The sequence below is a fragment of the Effusibacillus consociatus genome (genome assembly GCF_042652925.1).
GTDB classification, from domain to species: domain Bacteria; phylum Bacillota; class Bacilli; order Tumebacillales; family Effusibacillaceae; genus Effusibacillus; species Effusibacillus consociatus.
In genome coordinates, this window is sequence record NZ_JBHSHC010000086.1 from 38,341 (window position 1) to 58,297 (window position 19,957).

At 49.0% G+C, this 19,957-nt stretch carries 21 protein-coding genes; 2 read left to right on the top strand and 19 right to left on the bottom strand.

The window, feature by feature from the left end; all coding sequences use genetic code 11:
* Positions 1-30: 30 nt before the first annotated feature.
* From ACFO8Q_RS10160 to trxA, 13 genes are all read right to left on the bottom strand, one after another.
* On the bottom strand, positions 31-840 hold the full coding sequence (locus ACFO8Q_RS10160) for an enoyl-CoA hydratase/isomerase family protein (protein WP_380025657.1): 810 nt from the start codon (positions 838-840) through the stop codon (positions 31-33).
* Complete coding sequence (locus tag ACFO8Q_RS10165; RefSeq protein WP_380025658.1) at positions 841-2,400, bottom strand: class I adenylate-forming enzyme family protein; 1,560 nt, start codon at positions 2,398-2,400, stop codon at positions 841-843.
* Positions 2,378-2,902 (bottom strand): (2Fe-2S)-binding protein, encoded by a 525-nt coding sequence (locus ACFO8Q_RS10170; RefSeq protein ID WP_380025660.1) that lies wholly within the window; start codon positions 2,900-2,902, stop codon positions 2,378-2,380. Before ACFO8Q_RS10170 ends, ACFO8Q_RS10165 begins: the two co-directional genes overlap by 23 nt.
* Entirely contained in the window at positions 2,899-3,783 is an 885-nt protein-coding gene (locus ACFO8Q_RS10175) for an FAD binding domain-containing protein (RefSeq protein ID WP_380025661.1), read from the bottom strand. The genes ACFO8Q_RS10170 and ACFO8Q_RS10175 overlap by 4 nt, the downstream gene beginning before the upstream one ends.
* A gap of 66 nt (positions 3,784-3,849) precedes the next feature.
* On the bottom strand, positions 3,850-4,305 hold the full coding sequence (locus ACFO8Q_RS10180; protein ID WP_380025662.1) for an SRPBCC family protein: 456 nt from the start codon (positions 4,303-4,305) through the stop codon (positions 3,850-3,852).
* Positions 4,302-6,737 carry a xanthine dehydrogenase family protein molybdopterin-binding subunit gene (locus ACFO8Q_RS10185; RefSeq protein ID WP_380025663.1) on the bottom strand — a complete coding sequence of 812 codons (2,436 nt, stop codon included), beginning with the start codon at positions 6,735-6,737 and terminating at the stop codon, positions 4,302-4,304. Before ACFO8Q_RS10185 ends, ACFO8Q_RS10180 begins: the two co-directional genes overlap by 4 nt.
* On the bottom strand, positions 6,734-7,339 hold the full coding sequence (locus tag ACFO8Q_RS10190) for a nucleotidyltransferase family protein (RefSeq protein WP_380025664.1): 606 nt from the start codon (positions 7,337-7,339) through the stop codon (positions 6,734-6,736). Before ACFO8Q_RS10190 ends, ACFO8Q_RS10185 begins: the two co-directional genes overlap by 4 nt.
* Entirely contained in the window at positions 7,336-8,442 is a 1,107-nt protein-coding gene (locus ACFO8Q_RS10195; RefSeq protein WP_380025665.1) for an XdhC family protein, read from the bottom strand. The genes ACFO8Q_RS10190 and ACFO8Q_RS10195 overlap by 4 nt, the downstream gene beginning before the upstream one ends.
* Before the next feature lie 136 nt (positions 8,443-8,578).
* Positions 8,579-9,370 carry a response regulator transcription factor gene (locus ACFO8Q_RS10200; RefSeq protein ID WP_380025666.1) on the bottom strand — a complete coding sequence of 264 codons (792 nt, stop codon included), beginning with the start codon at positions 9,368-9,370 and terminating at the stop codon, positions 8,579-8,581.
* 50 nt (positions 9,371-9,420) lie between these two features.
* Complete coding sequence (locus ACFO8Q_RS10205; protein WP_380025667.1) at positions 9,421-10,959, bottom strand: class I adenylate-forming enzyme family protein; 1,539 nt, start codon at positions 10,957-10,959, stop codon at positions 9,421-9,423.
* 214 nt (positions 10,960-11,173) lie between these two features.
* On the bottom strand, positions 11,174-12,148 hold the full coding sequence (locus ACFO8Q_RS10210) for an S-layer homology domain-containing protein (protein WP_380025668.1): 975 nt from the start codon (positions 12,146-12,148) through the stop codon (positions 11,174-11,176).
* A 112-nt stretch (positions 12,149-12,260) separates the two neighbouring features.
* A complete protein-coding gene (locus tag ACFO8Q_RS10215; protein WP_380025669.1) occupies positions 12,261-13,202 on the bottom strand; it encodes a 4-hydroxy-3-methylbut-2-enyl diphosphate reductase in 942 nt (313 codons plus the stop codon).
* Between the two features lie 98 nt (positions 13,203-13,300).
* Positions 13,301-13,606 carry a thioredoxin gene (trxA, locus tag ACFO8Q_RS10220; protein WP_380025670.1) on the bottom strand — a complete coding sequence of 102 codons (306 nt, stop codon included), beginning with the start codon at positions 13,604-13,606 and terminating at the stop codon, positions 13,301-13,303.
* A gap of 130 nt (positions 13,607-13,736) precedes the next feature.
* Between trxA and ACFO8Q_RS10225 the strand changes: the two genes are divergently transcribed.
* A complete protein-coding gene (locus tag ACFO8Q_RS10225; RefSeq protein WP_380025671.1) occupies positions 13,737-14,612 on the top strand; it encodes a LysR family transcriptional regulator in 876 nt (291 codons plus the stop codon).
* Here ACFO8Q_RS10225 and ACFO8Q_RS10230 read toward each other — a convergent pair.
* The 3 genes from ACFO8Q_RS10230 to ytvI all read right to left on the bottom strand — a co-directional run bounded on the left by ACFO8Q_RS10230 (position 14,587) and on the right by ytvI (position 17,569).
* A complete protein-coding gene (locus ACFO8Q_RS10230; RefSeq protein WP_380025672.1) occupies positions 14,587-15,573 on the bottom strand; it encodes an SPL family radical SAM protein in 987 nt (328 codons plus the stop codon). The two genes, ACFO8Q_RS10225 and ACFO8Q_RS10230, sit on opposite strands and share 26 nt — an antisense overlap.
* 192 nt (positions 15,574-15,765) lie before the next feature.
* Positions 15,766-16,251 carry a GNAT family N-acetyltransferase gene (locus tag ACFO8Q_RS10235; protein WP_380025674.1) on the bottom strand — a complete coding sequence of 162 codons (486 nt, stop codon included), beginning with the start codon at positions 16,249-16,251 and terminating at the stop codon, positions 15,766-15,768.
* A gap of 16 nt (positions 16,252-16,267) precedes the next feature.
* Positions 16,268-17,569: a sporulation integral membrane protein YtvI gene (ytvI, locus tag ACFO8Q_RS10240; protein WP_380025675.1), complete on the bottom strand. Its 1,302-nt coding sequence runs from the start codon at positions 17,567-17,569 to the stop codon at positions 16,268-16,270.
* Between the two features lie 220 nt (positions 17,570-17,789).
* Here ytvI and ACFO8Q_RS10245 point away from each other — a divergent pair, with 220 nt between their 5' ends.
* The gene (locus ACFO8Q_RS10245) at positions 17,790-18,053 is read left to right on the top strand and encodes a hypothetical protein (RefSeq protein WP_380025677.1); all 264 of its coding nucleotides are present in this window, start codon (positions 17,790-17,792) and stop codon (positions 18,051-18,053) included.
* Positions 18,054-18,213: 160 nt separating this feature from the next.
* Here the strand turns inward: ACFO8Q_RS10245 and ACFO8Q_RS10250 are convergent, their stop codons facing one another.
* The 3 genes from ACFO8Q_RS10250 to ACFO8Q_RS10260 form a co-directional block, all read right to left on the bottom strand.
* Positions 18,214-19,041 (bottom strand): inositol monophosphatase family protein, encoded by an 828-nt coding sequence (locus ACFO8Q_RS10250; protein WP_380025678.1) that lies wholly within the window; start codon positions 19,039-19,041, stop codon positions 18,214-18,216.
* A 70-nt stretch (positions 19,042-19,111) separates the two neighbouring features.
* On the bottom strand, positions 19,112-19,612 hold the full coding sequence (locus ACFO8Q_RS10255) for a low molecular weight protein-tyrosine-phosphatase (RefSeq protein WP_380025679.1): 501 nt from the start codon (positions 19,610-19,612) through the stop codon (positions 19,112-19,114).
* 124 nt (positions 19,613-19,736) lie between these two features.
* Positions 19,737-19,957 (bottom strand): VOC family protein (locus ACFO8Q_RS10260; protein ID WP_380025680.1); only part of this gene is annotated, 221 nt, incomplete at its 5' end.

Here is a 19,957-nt window from a genome sequence, read left to right on the forward strand (position 1 = left end):
CAATCCCCGGCTTTTTTCAAATGCGACACTTTACTTTCCTGTAAAATTCGGTTTCCTTTTTTCGTAGAATGCATCGACCCCTTCACGGAAATCGTCCGTGCTTCTGAGCATTCCGTAAGCAAATCCCTCGAGCTCCAGTCCGGCGCTAAGCGGCCCTTCCTGAGAAGCGTTGAGCACTTGCTTCAATACCCGCAAGGCAAGTGGAGAGAACTGCAGGAGTTCATCCACCAGGTTTTGCACCGCTTCCTCCAGTTCTTCTTGCGGTACCACCGCAGTAAGGAGCCCCCATTGATAAGCCTCTTCCGCAGGAATTCGACGACCTCGCATGATCATGTCTTTAGCGCGCCCCAAACCTGCTATCCTTGCAATCCTTTGTGTTCCGCCGCTTCCCGGAATCATTCCCAATCTGATTTCCGGCAGAGCCAGTAAAGTCGTTTCTGATGCAACGCGGAAATCACAAGCCATCGCAATCTCAAGTCCAACACCGAACGTATATCCTTGAAGCTGTGCGATAACCGGTTTCGGGGATCGTTCCGGAGCCGCCACATTCTTGTGCAGCAAGGAAAGTTCCTCAGGGTGCCGCTCCATAAACTGAGCAATATTCCCTCCGGAAGTAAATGCTTGAGTACCCTCCCCTTTTAGGATGATGACCCGCACCTCGTCATCCTTGTTTAACATTTCAAAGATCTGATTCAGATGAAAACGTGCGATGTAGCTCAAATTATTCATCTTTTCCGGACGATCCAGAATGATTGTGGCTGTTTTTCGTGCCGGGTTTTTTTCCACTCGAAGATGATCCCACTCGTTTACAGCTACTTGTCCTTTTTTTTGTTGTTCCATTTACGATACACTCTCCCTTTTCAGATATAGTTCTTCATATTCCCCGTTCCGGAGCTTGCGGCGCAGAATTTTCCCAACGGGGCTCTTGGGAATGGCCTTGACCAAAACGTACTTTCGCGGGCGTTTGAAGTTGGATAACTGATCGCTGTTCTTGCAATACGCATCCATCTCTTCCACCGTAAGCGCAGAGTCTTTGGGAACCACGAAAGCGGTTACAATTTCCCCCCAGCGCACATCCGGCAACCCGACAACAGCCACTTCGGCAACCTTCGGATGTTTTGCGATCACATCTTCGACTTCCAGCGGATGGATGTTTTCACCGCCAGATATGATCATGTCGTCAACACGTCCGAGGACAAAAAGATCTCCATCTTCATCGAACATCCCCATGTCACCTGTGAAGTACCATCCGTCCCGAATTGCCTTCTTCGTTGCATCAGGACGATTCCAGTACCCCTGGAAAGCTTCGCTGGTGCGAAGGTCGGCAATAATTTCACCGGGTATTCCCGGCGGTACTACATCATCAGGAGTTGAATTTCCATCCGGATCGGGAACCACGACACGAAGCCGTTGATGAAAGCCCGGTTTCCCGGCACACCCGGGCTTTCTGTTCAGGTAATCGCAAATCGAGAACGTGTACACTTCCGAAGAACCATAATGGTTAACAAAGATCGCCGGCTTGAATTTTTCGAAAATCATTTCTGTCAAAGCGTTGGTCATGGCTGCTCCGGCATACCCCAATTTGGTCAGTGAAGAAAGATTATATTTTTCAAACTCCGGATGATATAATAGATCGTGGAAAATGGTAGGCACCAGATAGACACAGGAGATCTTTTCCTTTTCCAACAGCTCAAGGACTGCTTGAGCGTTGTAATCCGGTGTCATTACCAACTTGCCGTTCAGGAAAGCCATCGATAGGAGGGAACGCATGCCCATCGTGTGGTAGAGGGGCATGACGCCTATGGTGCTTTCCTGAACTTCATATCGATTCTGGATAATATGGGCGACCGCTGCCCCATACTCGTTCTTGTGGGTTCGCGGAACTCCTTTGGGTCGACCGGTAGTGCCCGATGTGTAGAGCATCAGGCAGACATCATCGTCTTGAATCTCCGGTCTCGCGGGTTCGCCTGATCCTTTGTCCTGCAATCCTTCATAACTGATGTCAGCGCCTAGGGCCCCCTGCACCCCTATCTTGACAGGACTCAGCTCTTTGATGGCTCCCAAGACCGCTTGTTCGCTCACCGGCTCATAAATGACCGCTTTGGCGTCCGCATCTTGAATACAGTACTTAATTTCCTCAGATGACATCCGAAAATTTATAGGAGTGTAAACCGCTCCTATTTTTTGAATTGCCCAGTACAGAATCACGGTTTCCAGCCGATTTTTCAAAACAATCAGGATGCGGTCACCCTGCCCAATCCCCAAAGCCTGCAAACCGGAGGCCGCCCGGTTAATTTCGATGTTCATTCGTTCATACGTGAACCGGGTTCCACCCTGAACAAGCGCTTCATATCGAGGATGGCGTTCAACCGCAAATTCAAACAGTGTTCCCAGATCCATTGAGTTTCTCACCCTCTTTTTGTCTGTTGACCGCTTTTTCAATCGCTTCAACAATACCTTTGTACCCGGTACATCTGCATAAATGCCCGGACAGCATTTCTTTGATCTCTTCTGTTGTCGGATCCGGACAGGAGTTGGCAAATTCAACAGCAGACATCAGGATACCCGGAGTGCAGAAGCCGCACTGCAAAGCATGACACTCGGAGAAAGCTTCCTGCAGGGGGTGGGGTTGGCCGTCTTTCGCCAATCCCTCAACTGTCATGATCTCCGTGCCCTCTGCCTGGACGGCGAACATTAAACAACTCCTGACTGCAGACCCGTTCACCAACACGGTACATGCCCCACAAACCCCATGTTCGCACCCGACGTGTGTTCCGGTTAACCCGCAATCTTCACGGAGAAAATCGCTTAAAAGCTTCCGGGGTTCCACCGGTTCTTCATACACTTTGCCGTTGATTCGCATTCGCACTTCAACGAATTCTTTTTTTGACACTTTGATCATAACGTCCCCCCCTTTCCAAGTGCCCTTTGGTAAGCCGTTTGAATCGCTTTCTTGGCAAAGACCTGAGCCAGATGCAGTCTGTACTTCCTGGACCCGTGCAGATCACCTTCCGGATCCACGTTTGCCGCCGCAATCCGACCGGCTTCTTCCAACAGCGATCCCGTCAACTTTTCTCCGACCAGAATATCAACAGCATCTTCGGCCAGAACCGGAATGGCATCAACCCCTCCAAGCGTCAGGCGTGCGAATGTAATTCGACCCTCACTGTCCGTGTCGAGAACGCAGCCGGCCGCCACAAGGGCAAAGTCACCATGCCTCCTGCTGTATTCCTGAAAGGAGTACCCCTTAGGAACCGACTCAACAGGAATCCTCACTTCTGTGAGAAGTTCACCTGGCATAATATCAGTTGTCAGATACGTAATGAAGAAATCACTGAGCTCCACCTCCCTGCTTTCCTCGGCGCTTTGGATAACCGCTGTGGCGTTTATGGCCAGTAAGGACAAAGGCAGTTCCGCCGTGGGATCTGCATGTACCACACTGCCGCCTACTGTTCCCCGATTGCGGGTCTGCATATGGCCTATAAACGGGACCGCCTCGGAGAGAAGAGGACACTTCTCACGAATCAGATCCGATTTTTCGACATCTCGCTGCCGGGTCAGGGCGCCAATCTTAATCCACCCACCCTCGTGACGAATATAGTTCAAATCCTGCAGTCCGTTAATATCGATCAGACACTCTGGAGCAGACAACCGCATATTTAAGATCGGGACGAGGCTCTGCCCCCCGGCAATCAGTTTTCCTTCATCTCCGGACTCGGTAAGCAGTTGAAACGCTTCCGCGACTGAGGACGGACGGTAGTAATCAAAAGATGACGGTTTCACGCTCTATCCCTCCTTTCATAGCGGCCCCTTGGCCCGACTTGTGCCCTGTGAGACCCGTGACGGTGATCACGCTGTTTTCTGTTCATTTTCTATTTCCTTCTTAATCTTTTTGAAGAAATCGTTGATCAACAACTTTGCGACTCCGCCAAGCATCCTTTGTCCGATTGCCGCAACTTTGCCACCAACTTCCGCGGTGTAGTTGTAGGTCAGAGTCGTTTTCCCATCCTCACCTGCGGTCAAATCAATCACGCCTTCCGCATCTACGAAACCGGGCCCCCCTTCTCCGTGCATGATGAGTTTGTAGCTTTTGAGAGCCTGCACATCCGCCAATTCAATCGTGGCGTCATATTTCCCCTTTACCGCGGCGATACCGACGGAAAGATCGGCGCGGTACTTTCCTTCCTCTATTAAAACCAGCTGCTTGCACCCCATGATGCATTCCGCAAGCACCTGGGGATCCATCAGTTTTGTCCAGACGTGATCAATAGAAGCGTTCAACTCAACAGATCCGTTGCCGTTCATACCAGTTCCTCCAATTGCTTCTGATTTTTCTGAGCCTCTTGCATCAAAGACCATATTCTGTATGGTGATAGAGGCAGGCTGTCAATAGTAATTCCCAAAGGAGCGAGAGCATCCGCAACCGCATTCGCGATCACAACCGGAGCGCTCATCGTATTTCCTTCTCCCAGGCCTTTCGCCCCCAGAGGTGTCAACGGAGACGGAGTTTCAAAGTGCTTTATAGTTACTGGGGGAACTTCGGTGGCAGTCGGACACAGGTAATCCATAAAGCTTCCCGTCAGGAACTGTCCGTTACTGTCGTAAGCCAGTTCTTCGTACAATGCCCCGCCAAGCCCGTGAACCAATCCCCCCATAATTTGTCCGTCCACAATTAGAGGATTTAACAGTTTCCCCGCATCATGAACCGTAATGTAATCCAAGATCTTCACTTCGCCCGTTTCGGAATCCACTTCGACAATCACTGCATCTGCCACAAACCCGTAGGTAGCCGACCCATTCACAAGATCATTCTCGTCAGGAGGAAGGGCGGTGGGAATCGTATAGAAAGCGGTCTCATGGATTCCCGGTTCCATACCGTCCGGGAGTCCCTGAGGATTCCAGTGGGCGGAGCCGATTAATCTTTTCAGAGAGATTTGCTTTTCCGGTTGATCTCGGACTATAATCTTGCCGTTCTCAATATTCAGAGACTCAACAGGTTGTTTAAGCTGATCGGCTGCGATGTTAAGCAATTTTTGCCGCACTTTGAAAGCTGCCTGATACACCGCGCTCGAACCGATCGGGCCGAACCGGCTGGAATAGCTTCCTGACGCCACCGACCACGGGCTCGTCAGCGTATCCATCTCGGCAACCACCTTAACCGTCCTAGGATCTACTCCCAGGAGTTCCCCCACAATCTGTGCCGCAACGGTTTCATGTCCCTGTCCTGTAGGAACCGTGCTGATCCGCACGCTGATTCCGCCCATCGGGTCAATCGATACGGTCGCTCCTTCCGCACATCCCGATTTCGGAAGTGACTTTGCCCGCTGCTCCGGGGTCAGGGCCACCGTGATATACCCCATATTCGACCCGGAAGGTTCCACAATGCAGGCCAATCCGATCCCCAGATACTTTCCTTCCTGCCGAGCCCTCTCCTGACGCTTGCGGAATGCCTGATAATCAACCATCTCCAGCGCCTTTTCAAACGCAGTCAAGTAATCCCCGCTGTCGTAGATGCCTCCCGACGCGGTTTTATAAGGAAACTCCTCGCGCCGAATCAGATTTTGCCGAATTACTTCCACCGGATCCATCCCCAGTTTCGCTGCGATCATGTGCATAATCCTCTCCAGCGGAAAGTAAAGCTGCTGACCGCCATAGCCGCGTATGAGTCCCGTTGGACTCTTATTGGTCATAACGGCCACAGTTTCCATGGCAAGGTTTTGGATGCGATACGGGCCAGTGCTGTTTGAATGGGTCCGATACAGGCAAGCGGGTTCGGGAGCCCGGATATAACCGCCCACGTTGTCCACCATTTTCATCCTTAAGCCTGTAACCGTTCCATCTTTGCGAACGGCCGCTTCAATCCAGGTAACCCTGTCAGTCCCGCTGGAACTTGCCATCAAATGCTCCTGACGATCTTCAATCCATTTCACCGGCAGTCCGACCTTTCTGGAGACAACCCCCATAAGCACCATGTAAGGGAATACACCTGACTTAATCCCGTAACTGCCCCCGACGTCCTTTGGAATGATGATTCGGAGATGATTGCTTGGGATTTGCAAGGCGGCCGCCATCACCGATTGCAAGGTAAAAGGACCGTGAAAATTAGACCAAATCGTTAAATTGTCAGCACTCGACTGGTAGTGGGCGATCACTCCGTAGGTTTCAACCGGAGTGGCGCTGTATTTCGGAAATAGGAACTTATGCTTTACTACAAAGTCTGCTTCTGCAAACGCCTTGTCAACGTCTCCGTAATTAAACGTCCGGTGATTGGCGATGTTGGAGCCCACCTCCTCATGCAGGACCGGGGCATCAGGCTTCATAGCCTTTTCAATATCCACCACGGCGGGAAGCGGTTCATACTCCACTTCAATCGCATCCAGTGCATCTTCCGCCAGATATCTGTTCTTTGCTACCACAACTGCAACGGGTTCCCCTACGTACCGCACTTTATCGACCGCAAGAGAGTAGTACTTAACAGGTGCGGTGACTCCTACCGGAAACGGTTGGGTCATCCCGGCAACGTCTTGACCCGTCACTACCCCTTTGACCCCTGGCATTTGTTCCGCCTTGTCCGTTCGGATCGCTTTGATTCTGGCATGGGGATAGGGACTCCGCAAAATAGCGGCATGATGAATATTGGGAAGCGGATTCAAATCTTCAATATAACTTCCTTGTCCCGACGTAAGCCGTGCGTCTTCCACCCGGGACATCGGCTGGCCGATGCGATTCTGCTTCAATTCCGGCAACCTCCTTTCCCTATCACTCGTTGATAATCTTCAAAAGTATCGATATCTTCCGGTTCTGGCCTTGATATACAGACCACTTCCCGTTTCTCAGCATATTTCCGCAAGATTTCACGCCCTCCTTGATCTCCGGCAATTCCTTGGAATTCACCGAACAAGGTTTTCGAAAACAAAACCGGATGGCCTGGCTTTCCTTCGTAAACTGCCTGAACTATCGGAGCCCCTGTATGCTCATAGCGGCAAATCACTTGATCAATAACCGATGGGTCAATCTCCGGCTGATCGGCCAATAGAACAATCGCTCCATCCGCCCCAATTTGGCTGAGATGCTCGATTCCCAGACGGAGAGATGAACTCATGCCAAGGTTTGAGAAATTGTTTGAGAGTATAGTTACAGACAGATCTCGAATCTCACTAATCAAATAGGAAAACTCGGCATTAACAACAACCACGACCCCGTCAGCTCTCGTCAGCATAGTTTTTTTTACCACGGAACGGAGCATCGTTTCTTCCCCGACTGGCAGCAAGAGCTTACATGATCCCATTCTTCTTGAATATCCGGCAGCCATTACAAGAATCCAAACGGATCTTTTCATGCGCCAACCGGGACAGACTCAATTCCCTTGTTCCTTTCGTGTAAGGGTTCCTTTCGAAACTTGAGAGATTGGCCATTTCGACCGTTTTTTCGGCAAACCATTTCAGCAAGAATGCTTAAGGCGATTTCTTCCGGCGATTCTGCTCCGATATCCAAACCGACGGGGGAATGAAGCTTCTTCAAACATTTTTCTTTCAATTCCACCCCGCTCAGCAGGATTTCATCAAGCATCCTCTCAATTCGATTGCGGGAACCCAGAACTCCGAGATACGGGATTGGTCGGGGAAGCATGTTTTGAACCAACGTACGATCCAATTCAAAATTATGAGTCATCACTACCACGTACGTCTCTTCCCCCACAGGCAACTCTGAACAATCACCCCGCCCAGTGATCACAAGCTCATCCACTTCCGGAAAGTTTTTTCGATTGGCGTAATCCTTACGATGATCCGCGACAGTTACATGCCAATCAAGCGCCTTAGCCTGTCTAACCAAAGGGACAGCATCCGGACCGGCTCCAAATATGACGAGCCTCGGGCGAGGTTTCACCGGTTCGATGAACAATTTTACCGATACTCCGTCAATTACCGTGTCCTTTAATCTGTAGGATGAACGGTGAAATCCATGAAGGTCCCTATCCGCTTCATTCAGAATTATTTGGGTTCCAACCGGCAGTTTAATCCTGTCTTCAGATTCGACGACGATTCCTATTGTATAAGCCTCCATGGAGGAAACCCTATTCTGGAAATCCTGCACCAGTTGTTCCGCTTGTTCAGAGTGATGAATCGGATCAAAAGACTGGAGCCATATTGTTAGAGCACCGTTGCATCCCAGTCCCAATCCCCAGAAAATATCTCCTTCCGGACGGAAATCGTATCGAACAGTGCGGGAAACCCCGGTTTCCATTACGGCGCGGGCATGCTCGAAAAGATCTCCTTCCACACACCCGCCGCTCAAAGTTCCGATGATCCTCCCGCTTTCCGAGATCAGACACCTTGCACCTTCGCGCCTGTATGCCGATCCCTCCACCTCCAAGATAGTCGCCAGCACGGCGCGTTCTTTCCTATCTCGGCAAAGCTTCAGTCCCTCAACAATGTCCAACATGTGTTTCACCTCGCTGTCATTCCGAAGCGGCTTACCTTAATGATATGAATTCTTTGAATTGCATGGTTTAAAGATTATCCCATACTTATTTCAACTTTTTTGCTTAATTCGAAACATCTGTTTCCTACCGATGATTCTATCCGGTACCGTTGTTGTGCAGGAGATTCGAAAAGATACTTCTGTATTCGCTTGGTGTCTTACCCTCTACCCGTTTGAACGTGGTGGCAAAATAGCTGGCATTTGCAAATCCCGTATTGTTGGCAATGACTTCAATCGGAAGGGAAGTCATTTTAAGCAGTTTCTTTGATTGTTCCACTCTGTATTTTGTCAGGTATTCTATAAATGTGACCCCCATTTCCGCTTTAAACAAACGGCTGAAATGTGAGGCACTGAGATAGACCCGGTCAGCCACTTCATTGAGCGAAATCTGTTCGTGGAAATTCGTATGAATATAACTGATCACACTTTGTATCGGGTTTCCGAGATCGAGTTCGAACGGTTTTGAGGAGGATACAGCGTTCCTCACATAGTTTGTTTCTTTGGTTGTTTCTTTCACCAAATCCGGGATCAAAAGTCTGTCTAAGGCTGAGATAAGTTCAAATTTTGAAAGCGGTTTCAACAAATACCCGGAAAAACCTGTATTGATTACCGTTTGTACCATCTCAAACATTTTCAAGTGGGTTACTACAATGATTGACACGTCCGGATTGCATTCGAGCACCTTTTTTCCAAACTGAATCCCGTCCATATCCGGCAAGGATAAATCGAGAATCACTATGCTTGGCCGATTCTGCTTCAGAAGAAGCAAGCCTCGCTGTGCGGTGTCAGATTCGGATATCGAGAGATAGTGGTACTGGCTTTCCTCGACAATTAAACGGACTTGTTCACGACTTTCCACTTCATCATCAACAATCAGCAGCCCACCCATGACAATCCTCCTTTGCGCCTAACCATCATCGCTACCAAAATGATAAAATTTTAAAAGTCAATTTTCGTAAAATTTTCATTACGCAGTTCCCGGCGCAGTATTTTCCCTGACGGACTTTTCGGAATTTCCTTGATGAACACATACTTCCTGGGACGTTTAAAATTGGAGAGTTTCTGATGCTGCTTACAGAATTGATCCAGTTCCCGAACGGTGATTGTTGAATCTTTCGGAACGATGTACGCCGCAACAATCTGTCCCCAGCGCTCGTCCTCCTCCCCCAGAACCACTGCTTCCATCACCTTCGGATGACTCACCAGCACGTCTTCGATTTCCATAGGAGAAATGTTTTCTCCAGCGGAAATTACCATCTCGTCTATCCGTCCAACAATGTACAAATCTCCGTCTTCATCCAGAAATCCAAGATCTCCGGTGAAATACCAATTATGACGTATTGCTTTTCTTGTCGCGTCCGGACGGTTCCAATACCCTTTGAAAGCTTCAATAGACCCTGCATGCACAATAACTTCACCCACTTGCCCCGCAGGGACACGATCCTCTGGCGAAGAACCTCCGTTAGGATCCGCTTCCACTACCCTGATTTGTTGATGAATTCCCGGCTTCCCCGCACATCCCGGTTTTTTGTCCAGTGTCGAACAAGTGGTGAACGTGTAGATTTCCGTGCTGCCATAGTGGTTGACAAAGTGCTGGGGGTTCAACATTTGAAAGCATTTCCTCGTTAACGCTTCGGTCATCGGAGCACCCGCATACCCGATCTTCCTAAGCGCGGTTAAGTCGAATTCGGAAAAAGAAGGGTCGTTAAGCAGCTCGTGATACATAGTCGGAATCATGTACAGACAACTGATTTTTTCCCTTGCCAACAACGTCAGAGCAGTCCTTGCATCAAAATCGGTTGACAAGACATATTTTCCGTTTAAAATACACATCGCAAGGAGAGAGCGAACCCCCATAGTGTGGTATAAAGGCATCACCCCCAACGTGCTTTCAAGGGGTTCATAGTGATTTTGGACTATGTGAGCTATGGTAGATGCGTATTCGTTTTTGTGCGATCTGGGTACTCCCTTGGGATACCCGGTAGTTCCTGAGGTGTATAGCATCACCGCAATATCTTCGTCATTGCAGGCAGTACTTTCAAAACAAGTTGTCCCCCTGCCGACCAATTCCCGGTACGTGAGATCTCCCTGATCGTTTTCCAATCCAATGAAAACAGGCCTTTGATGAAATTTGGCTGTCATCACGGAACGGCGGCTAATGCCTTCGTAAACAACAATTTTTGGTTCCGCATCGTCAATGCAGTACTGGGTATTCTCCGGAGACAGACGAAGGTTAATCGGTGTAAAAATAGCTCCCAATTTTTGAATGGCCCAAAACAAACAAACGGTCTCAACCCGATTTTTGAGCAGCACCATCACCCGGTCTCTTTTTTCGACGCCGAGCTTTTGCAAGGAAGAAGCCAATCGATTGACTTCCTCATTTAATTGGGAGAATGTGTAACGCGTACTGTCTTGCACAAGAGCAGTTTTATCCGGATACCTGCTCGCGGCAAATTCAAAAACCATTCCCAGATTCACTGTCATCATCTCCCTTGGTCTCTTCCAAATCTTTTTTTAAAATCATACAATGTGTCAAAACCGAGAGGCTTTGTTTTTTTGTCATCCCGGCTTTTGCAAAACGATCATCGCTTTTTCCTTTATTAAATAATTTTATACTATGATTAAAAATCTTACGTCTGTAATTTCTCCCATAAAAAAAGAACCTCACTACCCAGGAGGCTCTTCATACAATTTAATTGACTGCATTCTTCAGTTCAATTGGCTTATTGGTCTCGGGAATTTCCACGAGATCAAACGGTGTCGTGATCACTTGCGCATAGATCATGCCGGGCTGAGGATTCCGTACTTCGACCGTAACCGCAATCCGGTCGGGTTCCTCGACCACTTTACTGATGGAAATCTCATATCCTGGATTTGGCTTCTGACCTCGTGACACCAGGATGTAAGTTTTCCCCTCCATCGATATGGAATGGGGTCCCGGAATCTCTTTTTTACTGGCTACCCATGACTGCACTGCCGGACTTGCGTTCTCGGGATCAACCTTTTTAAACGCCATCCCTTGTCCCCCCATGCTGCTTTGTATGCGATCCGCCAGGTTTGAAATCAGTACCGCCGCCTCACCGCGAGTCAGCGTATCATTGGGGCGGAACTGCTTGCGGTCCCCGACCATGATTCCCAAATGATAAACATGAGAAATAGCCGACTGCACAGACTCGGGTAAACCCGCTATATCTGAAAAAGGTGCCTTCATCCCCCCACCAATTCCCGTATTCATGGGAGGAACCGCACGGGACACCCAAACTGCCGCTTCCGCTCGCGTAACCGCTCTCATCGGTTCAAACTTCGAATCCTTTTCAATAATGGATCTTGCCGCGGCGGCTTCCACAAATGGATGAGACCACCGGGAAGCGGGAACATCAGAAAATGTAACCCGGTTTATTTCCTCCACTGGAGTCCCTAATGATTTTATGATCAGAGTAAGAATCTGTTCCCGGGTGACAATTTGATCCGGAGCATACTTGCCGTCACCCACTCCTTTGACAATACCGGCGTGATACAACTTCAGTATTGCAGGTTTGGCCCAATGCCCTTCAATATCAGTAAAAATAACCCCTTCATCGTACCGCGGCACTGTAGCAAGACCCGCTCCGGCCAAACTAACGGATAAGCTGCCAGCCACCAGGAATGCAATCCACCTTTTTTTCATAACAAATCCCTCCTTTAGAATTGTCTCCCATATAGGTATTCGGGTATCCAATTCCAATTCTTTCCGTTCCTTGTTGGAGGAACAAACTGGTTCACAGGAGGGAGGGAGATTCCTATTTGGCTCGATAGGCAGGCAGCAGCTTGCTCATGTTGACGGTCCTTTTTTTCTCCCACGTAGCGGGATTGTTCGGGTCAAACTGCTCCAGCCAATCGATCGCTTCTTTTGTAATTGGCGTGGGCGTTGAAGCGCCAGACGTAACCCCCACCACTTTCTTGCCAATTAACCATTGCGGGTCGATCTCCGTTACGTCTGCCACCCGGTAGGCGGGGACACCCGCTAACTCTTCAGCCACTTGAGCCAAACGGTTCGAGTTGTTGCTGCGAGGATCTCCCACGACAATTACAACATCAGCATTCTTCGCTTGTTCCGCCACTGCCTCTTGACGGATCTGGGTAGCCAGACAGATTTCGTTATGAATCTCGGCCTGCGGGTAGATCTCAAGAACCCTGTTCATCAAATCTTTTACATCCCATTGACTCATGGTGGTCTGGTTGGTGACGAGGATTTTATCGCTGTTCAGATGAATGTTTTGCAGATCGTCCGCCTTCTCCACCAAATGCACTCGATCAGGCGCCACTCCGATGGCTCCTTCCGGTTCGGGATGCCCCTTTTTCCCAATGTAGAGGACTTCATACCCTTCTGCCGTTTTCTCGCGAATCAGATCATGCGTTTTGGTTACATCCGGGCATGTGGCGTCGACCACCGTCAGTCCTTTCTCCGCCGCCCGGCGGCGAACTTCCGGCGATACGCCGTGAGCGGTAAATACCACGGTCCCCTGATCCACCTTGTCAAGCAAGGCCAAACGATCTTCGCCGTCCAAGGTGATAATCCCTTCCCGTTCGAATGCTTCCACAACATGCTGATTGTGCACGATCATGCCAAGAATATAGATCGGGCGAGGTACATTCAGGTCTTTGAGCGCTTGCTGAGCCAATACCATCGCGTCTACAACCCCGTAACAATAACCTCGCGGAGTAATCTTTAACACTTCCATAAAAAAGGACCTCCCGTAGAAACACTTGGCATTCACCGAGCCATTGACTCGGTGAATGCCTATGCTGCGATTTCAGGTAGGTCTAGTATACCACAGTCTTAAGATAAAGCAGCTTTCAGCTGAGCTTCGTTTTGAAAGCCGACCAATGTTTTTTCCACTTGGCCGTTATTGAACACGAGCAGTGTTGGAATGCTCATGACTCCAAATCGTTGAGCCAAATCAGGTTCCTCATCCACATTTACTTTTGTGAACGTAATGTCGCCCATTTCTCCCGCCAATTTTTCAAGAACGGGAGTTTGCATCCGGCAGGGCCCGCACCAGGTCGCCCAGAAATCGACCAGAACCTTCCCGTTTTGAATGGTTTCGTCAAATGTGGCAGAAGTAAGATTGCGTAGGTTTGCCATTATGATCAACTCCTTTTTCCCTTCTTCTTGCAAGTATACTCTCTTTCGCGGGCATCATTCTGTAATCGTGCTGACAAATATGCTATCATCTTATCGAATTGGCTTTTTTCAGTTTTAACGGGGTGATCTTATGGATATGCAAGCGTTACTGGTGTTCGAAAGGGTTGCCCGGGAACGGAGTATCTCCGTGGCGGCAGCAAGCCTTGGGCTTTCCCAACCGACGGTTTCCGCTCGTATACAATCTCTTGAGACCGAATTGGAACAATCCCTTTTCGATCGAACCTCGCGAGGGGTGGAGTTGACGAAAGCGGGAGAGGTGTTTCTGCCGTATGTCCAACGGGCTTTAGAAGTTCTGCAAGAAGGCAAAGAGGCTGTCCGCTTGGAAGGAAATCCGGTTCGGCGTTTAACAGTAGGAGCCACTGCTGCAATTGGAGCGTATCTGCTCCCTCCGGTGATCCATTCCTTCACTCTGGAGCATGACGTGGACATCGTGATGTATACGGGGCATTCTCACCAGGTCCTGCAGATGCTCTTGGACGATGTGGTACAAGTCGGCTTCGTGATCTCGGCTCCTGTTCGAGCTGGCATTAAGCAGATTCAAGTTTATCAGGGACCCATTCTCGCTTTCGCGTCTCCTGCACATCCACTAACCCGTTCCGAGTCCTGCCGTTTGGCTGATTTAAAGAATATGCAGCTGGCTATGGTCAATTGGGGACCGGGCTATGAAGACTTTCTGTCGACCTTGACACAGGAAATTGGGCACCCGCCACGCGGACTGGTGAAAGTATCACCCGTTGAAGCGGCTAAAACACTTGCGGCCAGCGGTGGTGTTATTACCTTCCTGCCGGAACTGGTTGCAAAACCCGAACTCGAACGGGGAGAGTTGGTGCCGGTTCCGATTGCAGACATGCCCCAGATTGATTGGTCTTTATATCTTCTTTACAGAGATCGCAAACTTTTGGACCAGACGGTGGAAGAGTTTATTTCCTTTGTTCCGAAGGTTTAATGGGACGAAAAGCGATCGATTCGAAGGACAACTGTTCCTTTTTCTCTTCTGCCGGCACTTTGGCGCTTTGCCTATAAGCGACTCCAGGATAAACATCATCTCCATCGGCAAAAAATTCTTTTGTATAGCCCCAATGTTGAAGGATCGGGCCCATTTTTTCCTGGAAGCGCTTTGCATACCTCTCCTCCACATAGGTTCCTTTGTAAAGATTGCGGTAGGAAGCAACGGTTTCCGGAAAATGGGCTTCCAGCTGCCCGAAAAACCATTGCTTGACTTGGGGTTTCAGCCGCAAGATCGAAGGAACGACAAATGAAGCGTCAGATTCCCGGGCAGACTGAACCAACCGCTTCAACATCGGAACATCATCTGTTAAAAACGGAAGAACCGGCGCCAATAAGATCCCCGTTCGGATTCCCGCTTCCCGCAATTTCTTTACTGTGTCAAACCTTGCCTGAGGGTGTGGCGATTCAGGCTCGATCGAACGCCATATTTTAACGTCCAATGTGTTGATTGAAATCTGGACAGAGCAATCCGCATAACGGTTCAACTCCCGCAGCAGCTCGATGTCCCGCTGAATTAAGGGGGATCTTGTTGTGATGGAAGTTGGAACACGATAGAAGGCGAGAACCTCCAAAATTTGTTTCGTGAGTTCCTGCTGTTTCTCCAGTGGTTGATAGGGATCGGTCGCTGTGCCGACCTGAACCCGGCCTCCCCTCCACTTTCCCTTTGCCAGTTCCCGACGCAGTACAGCCGGAGCATCCTCTTTCACGAACAAATGGGTACGGAACGAATCATCTGCACTCATGCCAATAAATTCATGAGTATTTCGGGCGTAACAAAATGCACATCCGTGCGAACAACCACGATAAGGATTAATCGACCAGGTGAAGGGCATCGCGGGAGTTGTAACGCGATTCAGCACTGTTTTGCTTTTGATCTTGAACAGGCGGCGATTGCTCATAAGATCCTCCATTGTACGAACTTGCGTTCGGAACATATATTCGTATAGTAACACATCCTTCAACTCACTTTCCAGTACACTTTTATCCAACTTGGCAGGTAATTTCCGTAAAAACCGTGATCTATGCCTGCAAATCTTTCCTGTTTCGCATACATGGATCAAAAACAAAAGAACGCTACCATGAGCGTCCTTTCACCCGCATCTTATGAAACTTTCACGCATAATTGCATACCATCTTCGCTGTGTCCCCGAGACATCACGCAAATCATCCACCAGCTCGCAAGGCACGTCTTCTTCTCCAATTTTCTTCACATACCGAAGCTTTTCCGCCGCCCTAAGCGAGCGCACATTCTCTTCCTCAATACAAAAATACACCCGATCCACATCCGTCCGTTCTTCAAAAACCAGGCGGAGCATTGCCTCTTTGGCAGCTTGATTCACTCCCGTTCCCCACACTTGTGGCACAAGCCAGGTACCAAGAACTCCGTACGCTTTTTCCGAGTCCAATTTCCGAACCTGGATCAGTCCGACAATCTGATCCCCCAGACATACAAGCCGGGAGATCGACCATCCCAGAACTTCTTCCGCCAAGTACCCATCGAAGCCAGTCCGACTGATCCGGAGCAGCCGGTGAAGTACATCCGCATGCTCGGGCCCCAATTCTCGCAATTCAATCATAGTGACTTTTCCTCGATTACCGGCGAACCGGCGGTCCTTTCCTGTCTCCGGCTCCAATGATCAAATCAAACATGCGGACTTTGAGCAGCGATTGGAAAGCGATCAGAATGAAAGGGGCGAGCAGCAATCCGATGAATCCCGCCGCGGTATAACCCGCATACATCACCACGATGGTTGCAAGCGGATCAAGCCCAATCGTATTGGCCAGGATGCGCGGCTCCATCACCTGACGAACAATCACGATCAAACCATACACGATCAACAAGCCTACACCAAGACGGGTATCACCTGTAAACAGGGAATAGAGTGCCCACGGCACAAACAGGGTACCGGTTCCCAACAAAGGAAGAATGTCAAGAAAAGCGGCCAACAGCGCCAACGAGAAAGCGTACGGAACATGCAGAATCAGCAGCCCGGCCAGAACCTGCACGGCAGTAATTGTAATCAGGATCGCCTGCCCCCGGATGTATCCCCCGATCGCCGCAGTAACGTCCGCATAGACCACTTGCCCTTTTTCACGAATATCAACCGGCATCCATGTACCTATTTTCCGCTTGAAAACCAGGAAGTCTTTGCTGACGAAGTAACTGATGAACAGTGACAAAATCAGGATCACAACCAGATTCGGAACTGAACTGATGCCATGCAGTGCAGACTGTACAAATGATACCCCCATCTTCCCGACAGTCTGTCCGAGGTTCACCAGGTTTTCATTGACCTTCGCTTGAAATTTTTCATCCACATTCGCGTAATATAACTGAATTAACCTTGAAATGTCGCCGTAAAAACGATTCACAACCGCCTGTGACCATTCCGGGATATTACGTGCCAAATCTGCCAGTTCGATCACTAACTTCGCACTTAAAACGACAAGTAAAGCAACCCCCCCGCCAAACACCAGCAGAAGCGAGAAAATCGATGCAATCCAACGGGGCATCCTGGCCTGTTGGCTTAGAAAACGGACCAACGGCTCAATCAGAAGAGCGATAATGATGCCGACTATCAAAGGAACCACAAATGGAACCAGCCATCTTAGTATGACATAGACCAGAAAAACAACAACCAAAAATAGAGCAAGATTAATCAATTGATTGCGATATTTGAGAATAAAATCAAGCATAATGCCCTCCGTCCGTTCGACACCAAAATTAATGGAGATAAATATGTTGAAATAATTATGTTCAAAAACTGAGAGACTTAAACGGGATAATAGATACTTATGTCCAACATTGAATGAAAAGTCATACTCAACACGTTTATTGTACATCTTGTTCCATAATTTGTCTTGGACATTGCTCCAAGTCCAATCGCCCAACATCTAAACGTTAGTCCTCCATCCGGTGCTGTTCCACAGGATAAACGGTTTCCCCATTTTTCATGCAAAAAGAAAGACAGGAGCTTTCTTATTCGTGCTATCCGTCCAAACAAAAATGGACATTCCCCCTCCATGAATGTCCATACAGATTCCGAAGCTCCTTCATACGATAAATTACACTATGTGTGGAAACGTTAGTCAAGTAAAAGGGAGGTATTCATGTATGTCACCTCAAGAAGACGAAAACATATGGGAGCTTTTAAAATTATTCAAGCGGAGAGAGATGCAGGCTCTAAAAGCACAATTGGAACTTGTGAAATCAGCAGCAATAAAGCTGAGGAATGTAGAAGAAGCAATAGAGGGAGCCATAGAGGCTACGAAAGAGGTTGAAGATTTTCTTAGAACAGAGAAACAGAGATTACGGGAGAGAAAAGAGTTTTTGAAGAGAATAGATAAAGAAATAGAAAGGATTGAACAGGAAATTTAAGACAGGACCAGGGGAAACCTTGCGGTTAACGAATGCATCAGAAAAAGGAGGAGTAGCCTTGGTTTGACGCGCTACATAATAATCCTGCCACAAGGTTTCTCTCCTTTTAGTGTTAATCAGGAATAGCATGTTTTCCCTGGCCGGGTGTCATCCCCTAAATTTACAGTCCCGTTGCGTCCGACTGTTTCAACGCACGAATCAGTTCGGTATGGATCAAGCCGTTGGAAGCCGCAATATGGCGGACATCCAAAGAATAATCGACGCCTGCGGTGTTCGTTACTGTTCCGCCCGCTTCCTGGACCAACAAACTTCCCGCAGCCATATCCCAGGCGTTCAAGTCGATCTCCCAGAACCCGCTCAAGCGGCCGCAAGCCACATAAGCAAGATGAAGAGCTGCGGACCCGATCGCCCGAATATTGCGGCATATAGGGCTGAGTGCCACCATCCCGCGAAGATTCACCTCGCGCGCCCACTCTTTATCCCCGGGAAACCCCGTTGCAAGCAAGCTTACCCCAAGATTGTCTTCCTTCGATACGGAAATGGGGGTTCCGTTTAAGAAAGCTCCCTGATTTCTGCTTGCCGTAAACATCTCATCCCGCAGCGGATCATAAATCACTCCAACGATGACCTCACCCCGATGAGCAAGTGCGATGGAAACGGTACACCCCGGTAAACCGTGCACGAAATTTGTTGTGCCGTCAATTGGGTCAACGATCCACAAGTACTCGGCTGACAGCGCTTTGTTTAGAGCTTCGGCAGATGCAGCCGAACCCGGGGCCACGCCTTCCTCCCCCAGAATCTTATGTTCAGGAAAAGCGGCCAACAGCTCCGTGCGAATCACTGCTTCCGATTGCTTGTCTACTTCCGTGACAAGGTCGACATTGGAAGTTTTTTCGCCAACCTCTCTTGCTCGGCCGATGCGTTCCCGGATCAGATGCCCCGCTTCGCGGGCAGCTGCCTCCGCCACACCGGAAAATCTGTCATGCATGATAATGGCCTCCTGATTGCCTGCAGTTTCCTCTACTGTATCGAAAATGCCATCTTTTATCAACGTGGACTTACATTTGCTTGAGATTGTGCTGCTCAATCAGATAGGAAAGAAATTCTTTGCAGGAACGTTCAATGATAAGATAGGTTTCTTCAAACGCCTCGTCCCCTTTACTCCAGGGATCGGGAACATCCAGTGCTTGTTGGGCCTGTCGCTTGGGATCGAAATCCCGCATCAGAAAAATCTTCGCTTTCCCGTTTCCCAGCCGCCGGAGATTGCGGCGGTTCAACTCATCCATGGCAATGATGTAATCGAACTCATCCAAATCTCGATCCAGGATCTGACGAGCCCTTTGATCCTCGATTGAATAGCCTCTCCGTTGGGCAGCCCTGCGTGAACCGGGATCGGGAAGACTTCCGACATGATAACCGGCTGTACCTGCCGAATCGACCTCAAAAAAGTCGGAGAGCCTCTTTTCACGAACTAACTCTCTGAAGATTCCCTCCCCGAGCGGGGAACGGCAAATGTTGCCCAAGCATACGAACAACACGCGGATTGGTTTATGATTCACTGTAACTCCTCCCGAAGTCTGAAAACGCTTCTTTTCTTACTATATCACAAAACGAAAAATCCCCGACGATGCCGGGGAACTCTTTAAAGCTGACCAACCGTAAAAATTTTAACAGCAAGCAGGTTCAGGGGTACACTTGCATGGTTCCAGATTGGTGCTGCAAGAATTTTCTTGTTGATTGTCTTCCCACATCCACCCTTGCACCAAACAGATTCCTGTAAAAATCAATTGACTTCTCCAGATTGGTAACATTGATACCGACATGCATTTTCATATTTATACCCATTCCTTTCGCTTCGCTCAAGGCACAAAACGGAATGAAATCCGTTAACCTTGAGCGTTTTT

What these genes read in the sequence shown, in the direction of transcription:
- ACFO8Q_RS10160 (WP_380025657.1), bottom strand. Translation starts at nt 840, where the DNA reads ATGGAACAACAAAAAAAAGGACAAGTAGCTGTAAACGAGTGGGATCAT.
- ACFO8Q_RS10165 (WP_380025658.1), bottom strand. Translation starts at nt 2,400, where the DNA reads ATGGATCTGGGAACACTGTTTGAATTTGCGGTTGAACGCCATCCTCGA.
- ACFO8Q_RS10170 (WP_380025660.1), bottom strand. Translation starts at nt 2,902, where the DNA reads ATGATCAAAGTGTCAAAAAAAGAATTCGTTGAAGTGCGAATGCGAATC.
- ACFO8Q_RS10180 (WP_380025662.1), bottom strand. Translation starts at nt 4,305, where the DNA reads ATGAACGGCAACGGATCTGTTGAGTTGAACGCTTCTATTGATCACGTC.
- ACFO8Q_RS10190 (WP_380025664.1), bottom strand. Translation starts at nt 7,339, where the DNA reads ATGAAAAGATCCGTTTGGATTCTTGTAATGGCTGCCGGATATTCAAGA.
- ACFO8Q_RS10195 (WP_380025665.1), bottom strand. Translation starts at nt 8,442, where the DNA reads ATGTTGGACATTGTTGAGGGACTGAAGCTTTGCCGAGATAGGAAAGAA.
- ACFO8Q_RS10200 (WP_380025666.1), bottom strand. Translation starts at nt 9,370, where the DNA reads ATGGGTGGGCTGCTGATTGTTGATGATGAAGTGGAAAGTCGTGAACAA.
- ACFO8Q_RS10210 (WP_380025668.1), bottom strand. Translation starts at nt 12,148, where the DNA reads ATGAAAAAAAGGTGGATTGCATTCCTGGTGGCTGGCAGCTTATCCGTT.
- ACFO8Q_RS10215 (WP_380025669.1), bottom strand. Translation starts at nt 13,202, where the DNA reads ATGGAAGTGTTAAAGATTACTCCGCGAGGTTATTGTTACGGGGTTGTA.
- trxA (WP_380025670.1), bottom strand. Translation starts at nt 13,606, where the DNA reads ATGGCAAACCTACGCAATCTTACTTCTGCCACATTTGACGAAACCATT.
- ACFO8Q_RS10225 (WP_380025671.1), top strand. Translation starts at nt 13,737, where the DNA reads ATGGATATGCAAGCGTTACTGGTGTTCGAAAGGGTTGCCCGGGAACGG.
- ACFO8Q_RS10230 (WP_380025672.1), bottom strand. Translation starts at nt 15,573, where the DNA reads ATGAGCAATCGCCGCCTGTTCAAGATCAAAAGCAAAACAGTGCTGAAT.
- ACFO8Q_RS10235 (WP_380025674.1), bottom strand. Translation starts at nt 16,251, where the DNA reads ATGATTGAATTGCGAGAATTGGGGCCCGAGCATGCGGATGTACTTCAC.
- ytvI (WP_380025675.1), bottom strand. Translation starts at nt 17,569, where the DNA reads ATGTTGGGCGATTGGACTTGGAGCAATGTCCAAGACAAATTATGGAAC.
- ACFO8Q_RS10245 (WP_380025677.1), top strand. Translation starts at nt 17,790, where the DNA reads ATGTCACCTCAAGAAGACGAAAACATATGGGAGCTTTTAAAATTATTC.
- ACFO8Q_RS10250 (WP_380025678.1), bottom strand. Translation starts at nt 19,041, where the DNA reads ATGCATGACAGATTTTCCGGTGTGGCGGAGGCAGCTGCCCGCGAAGCG.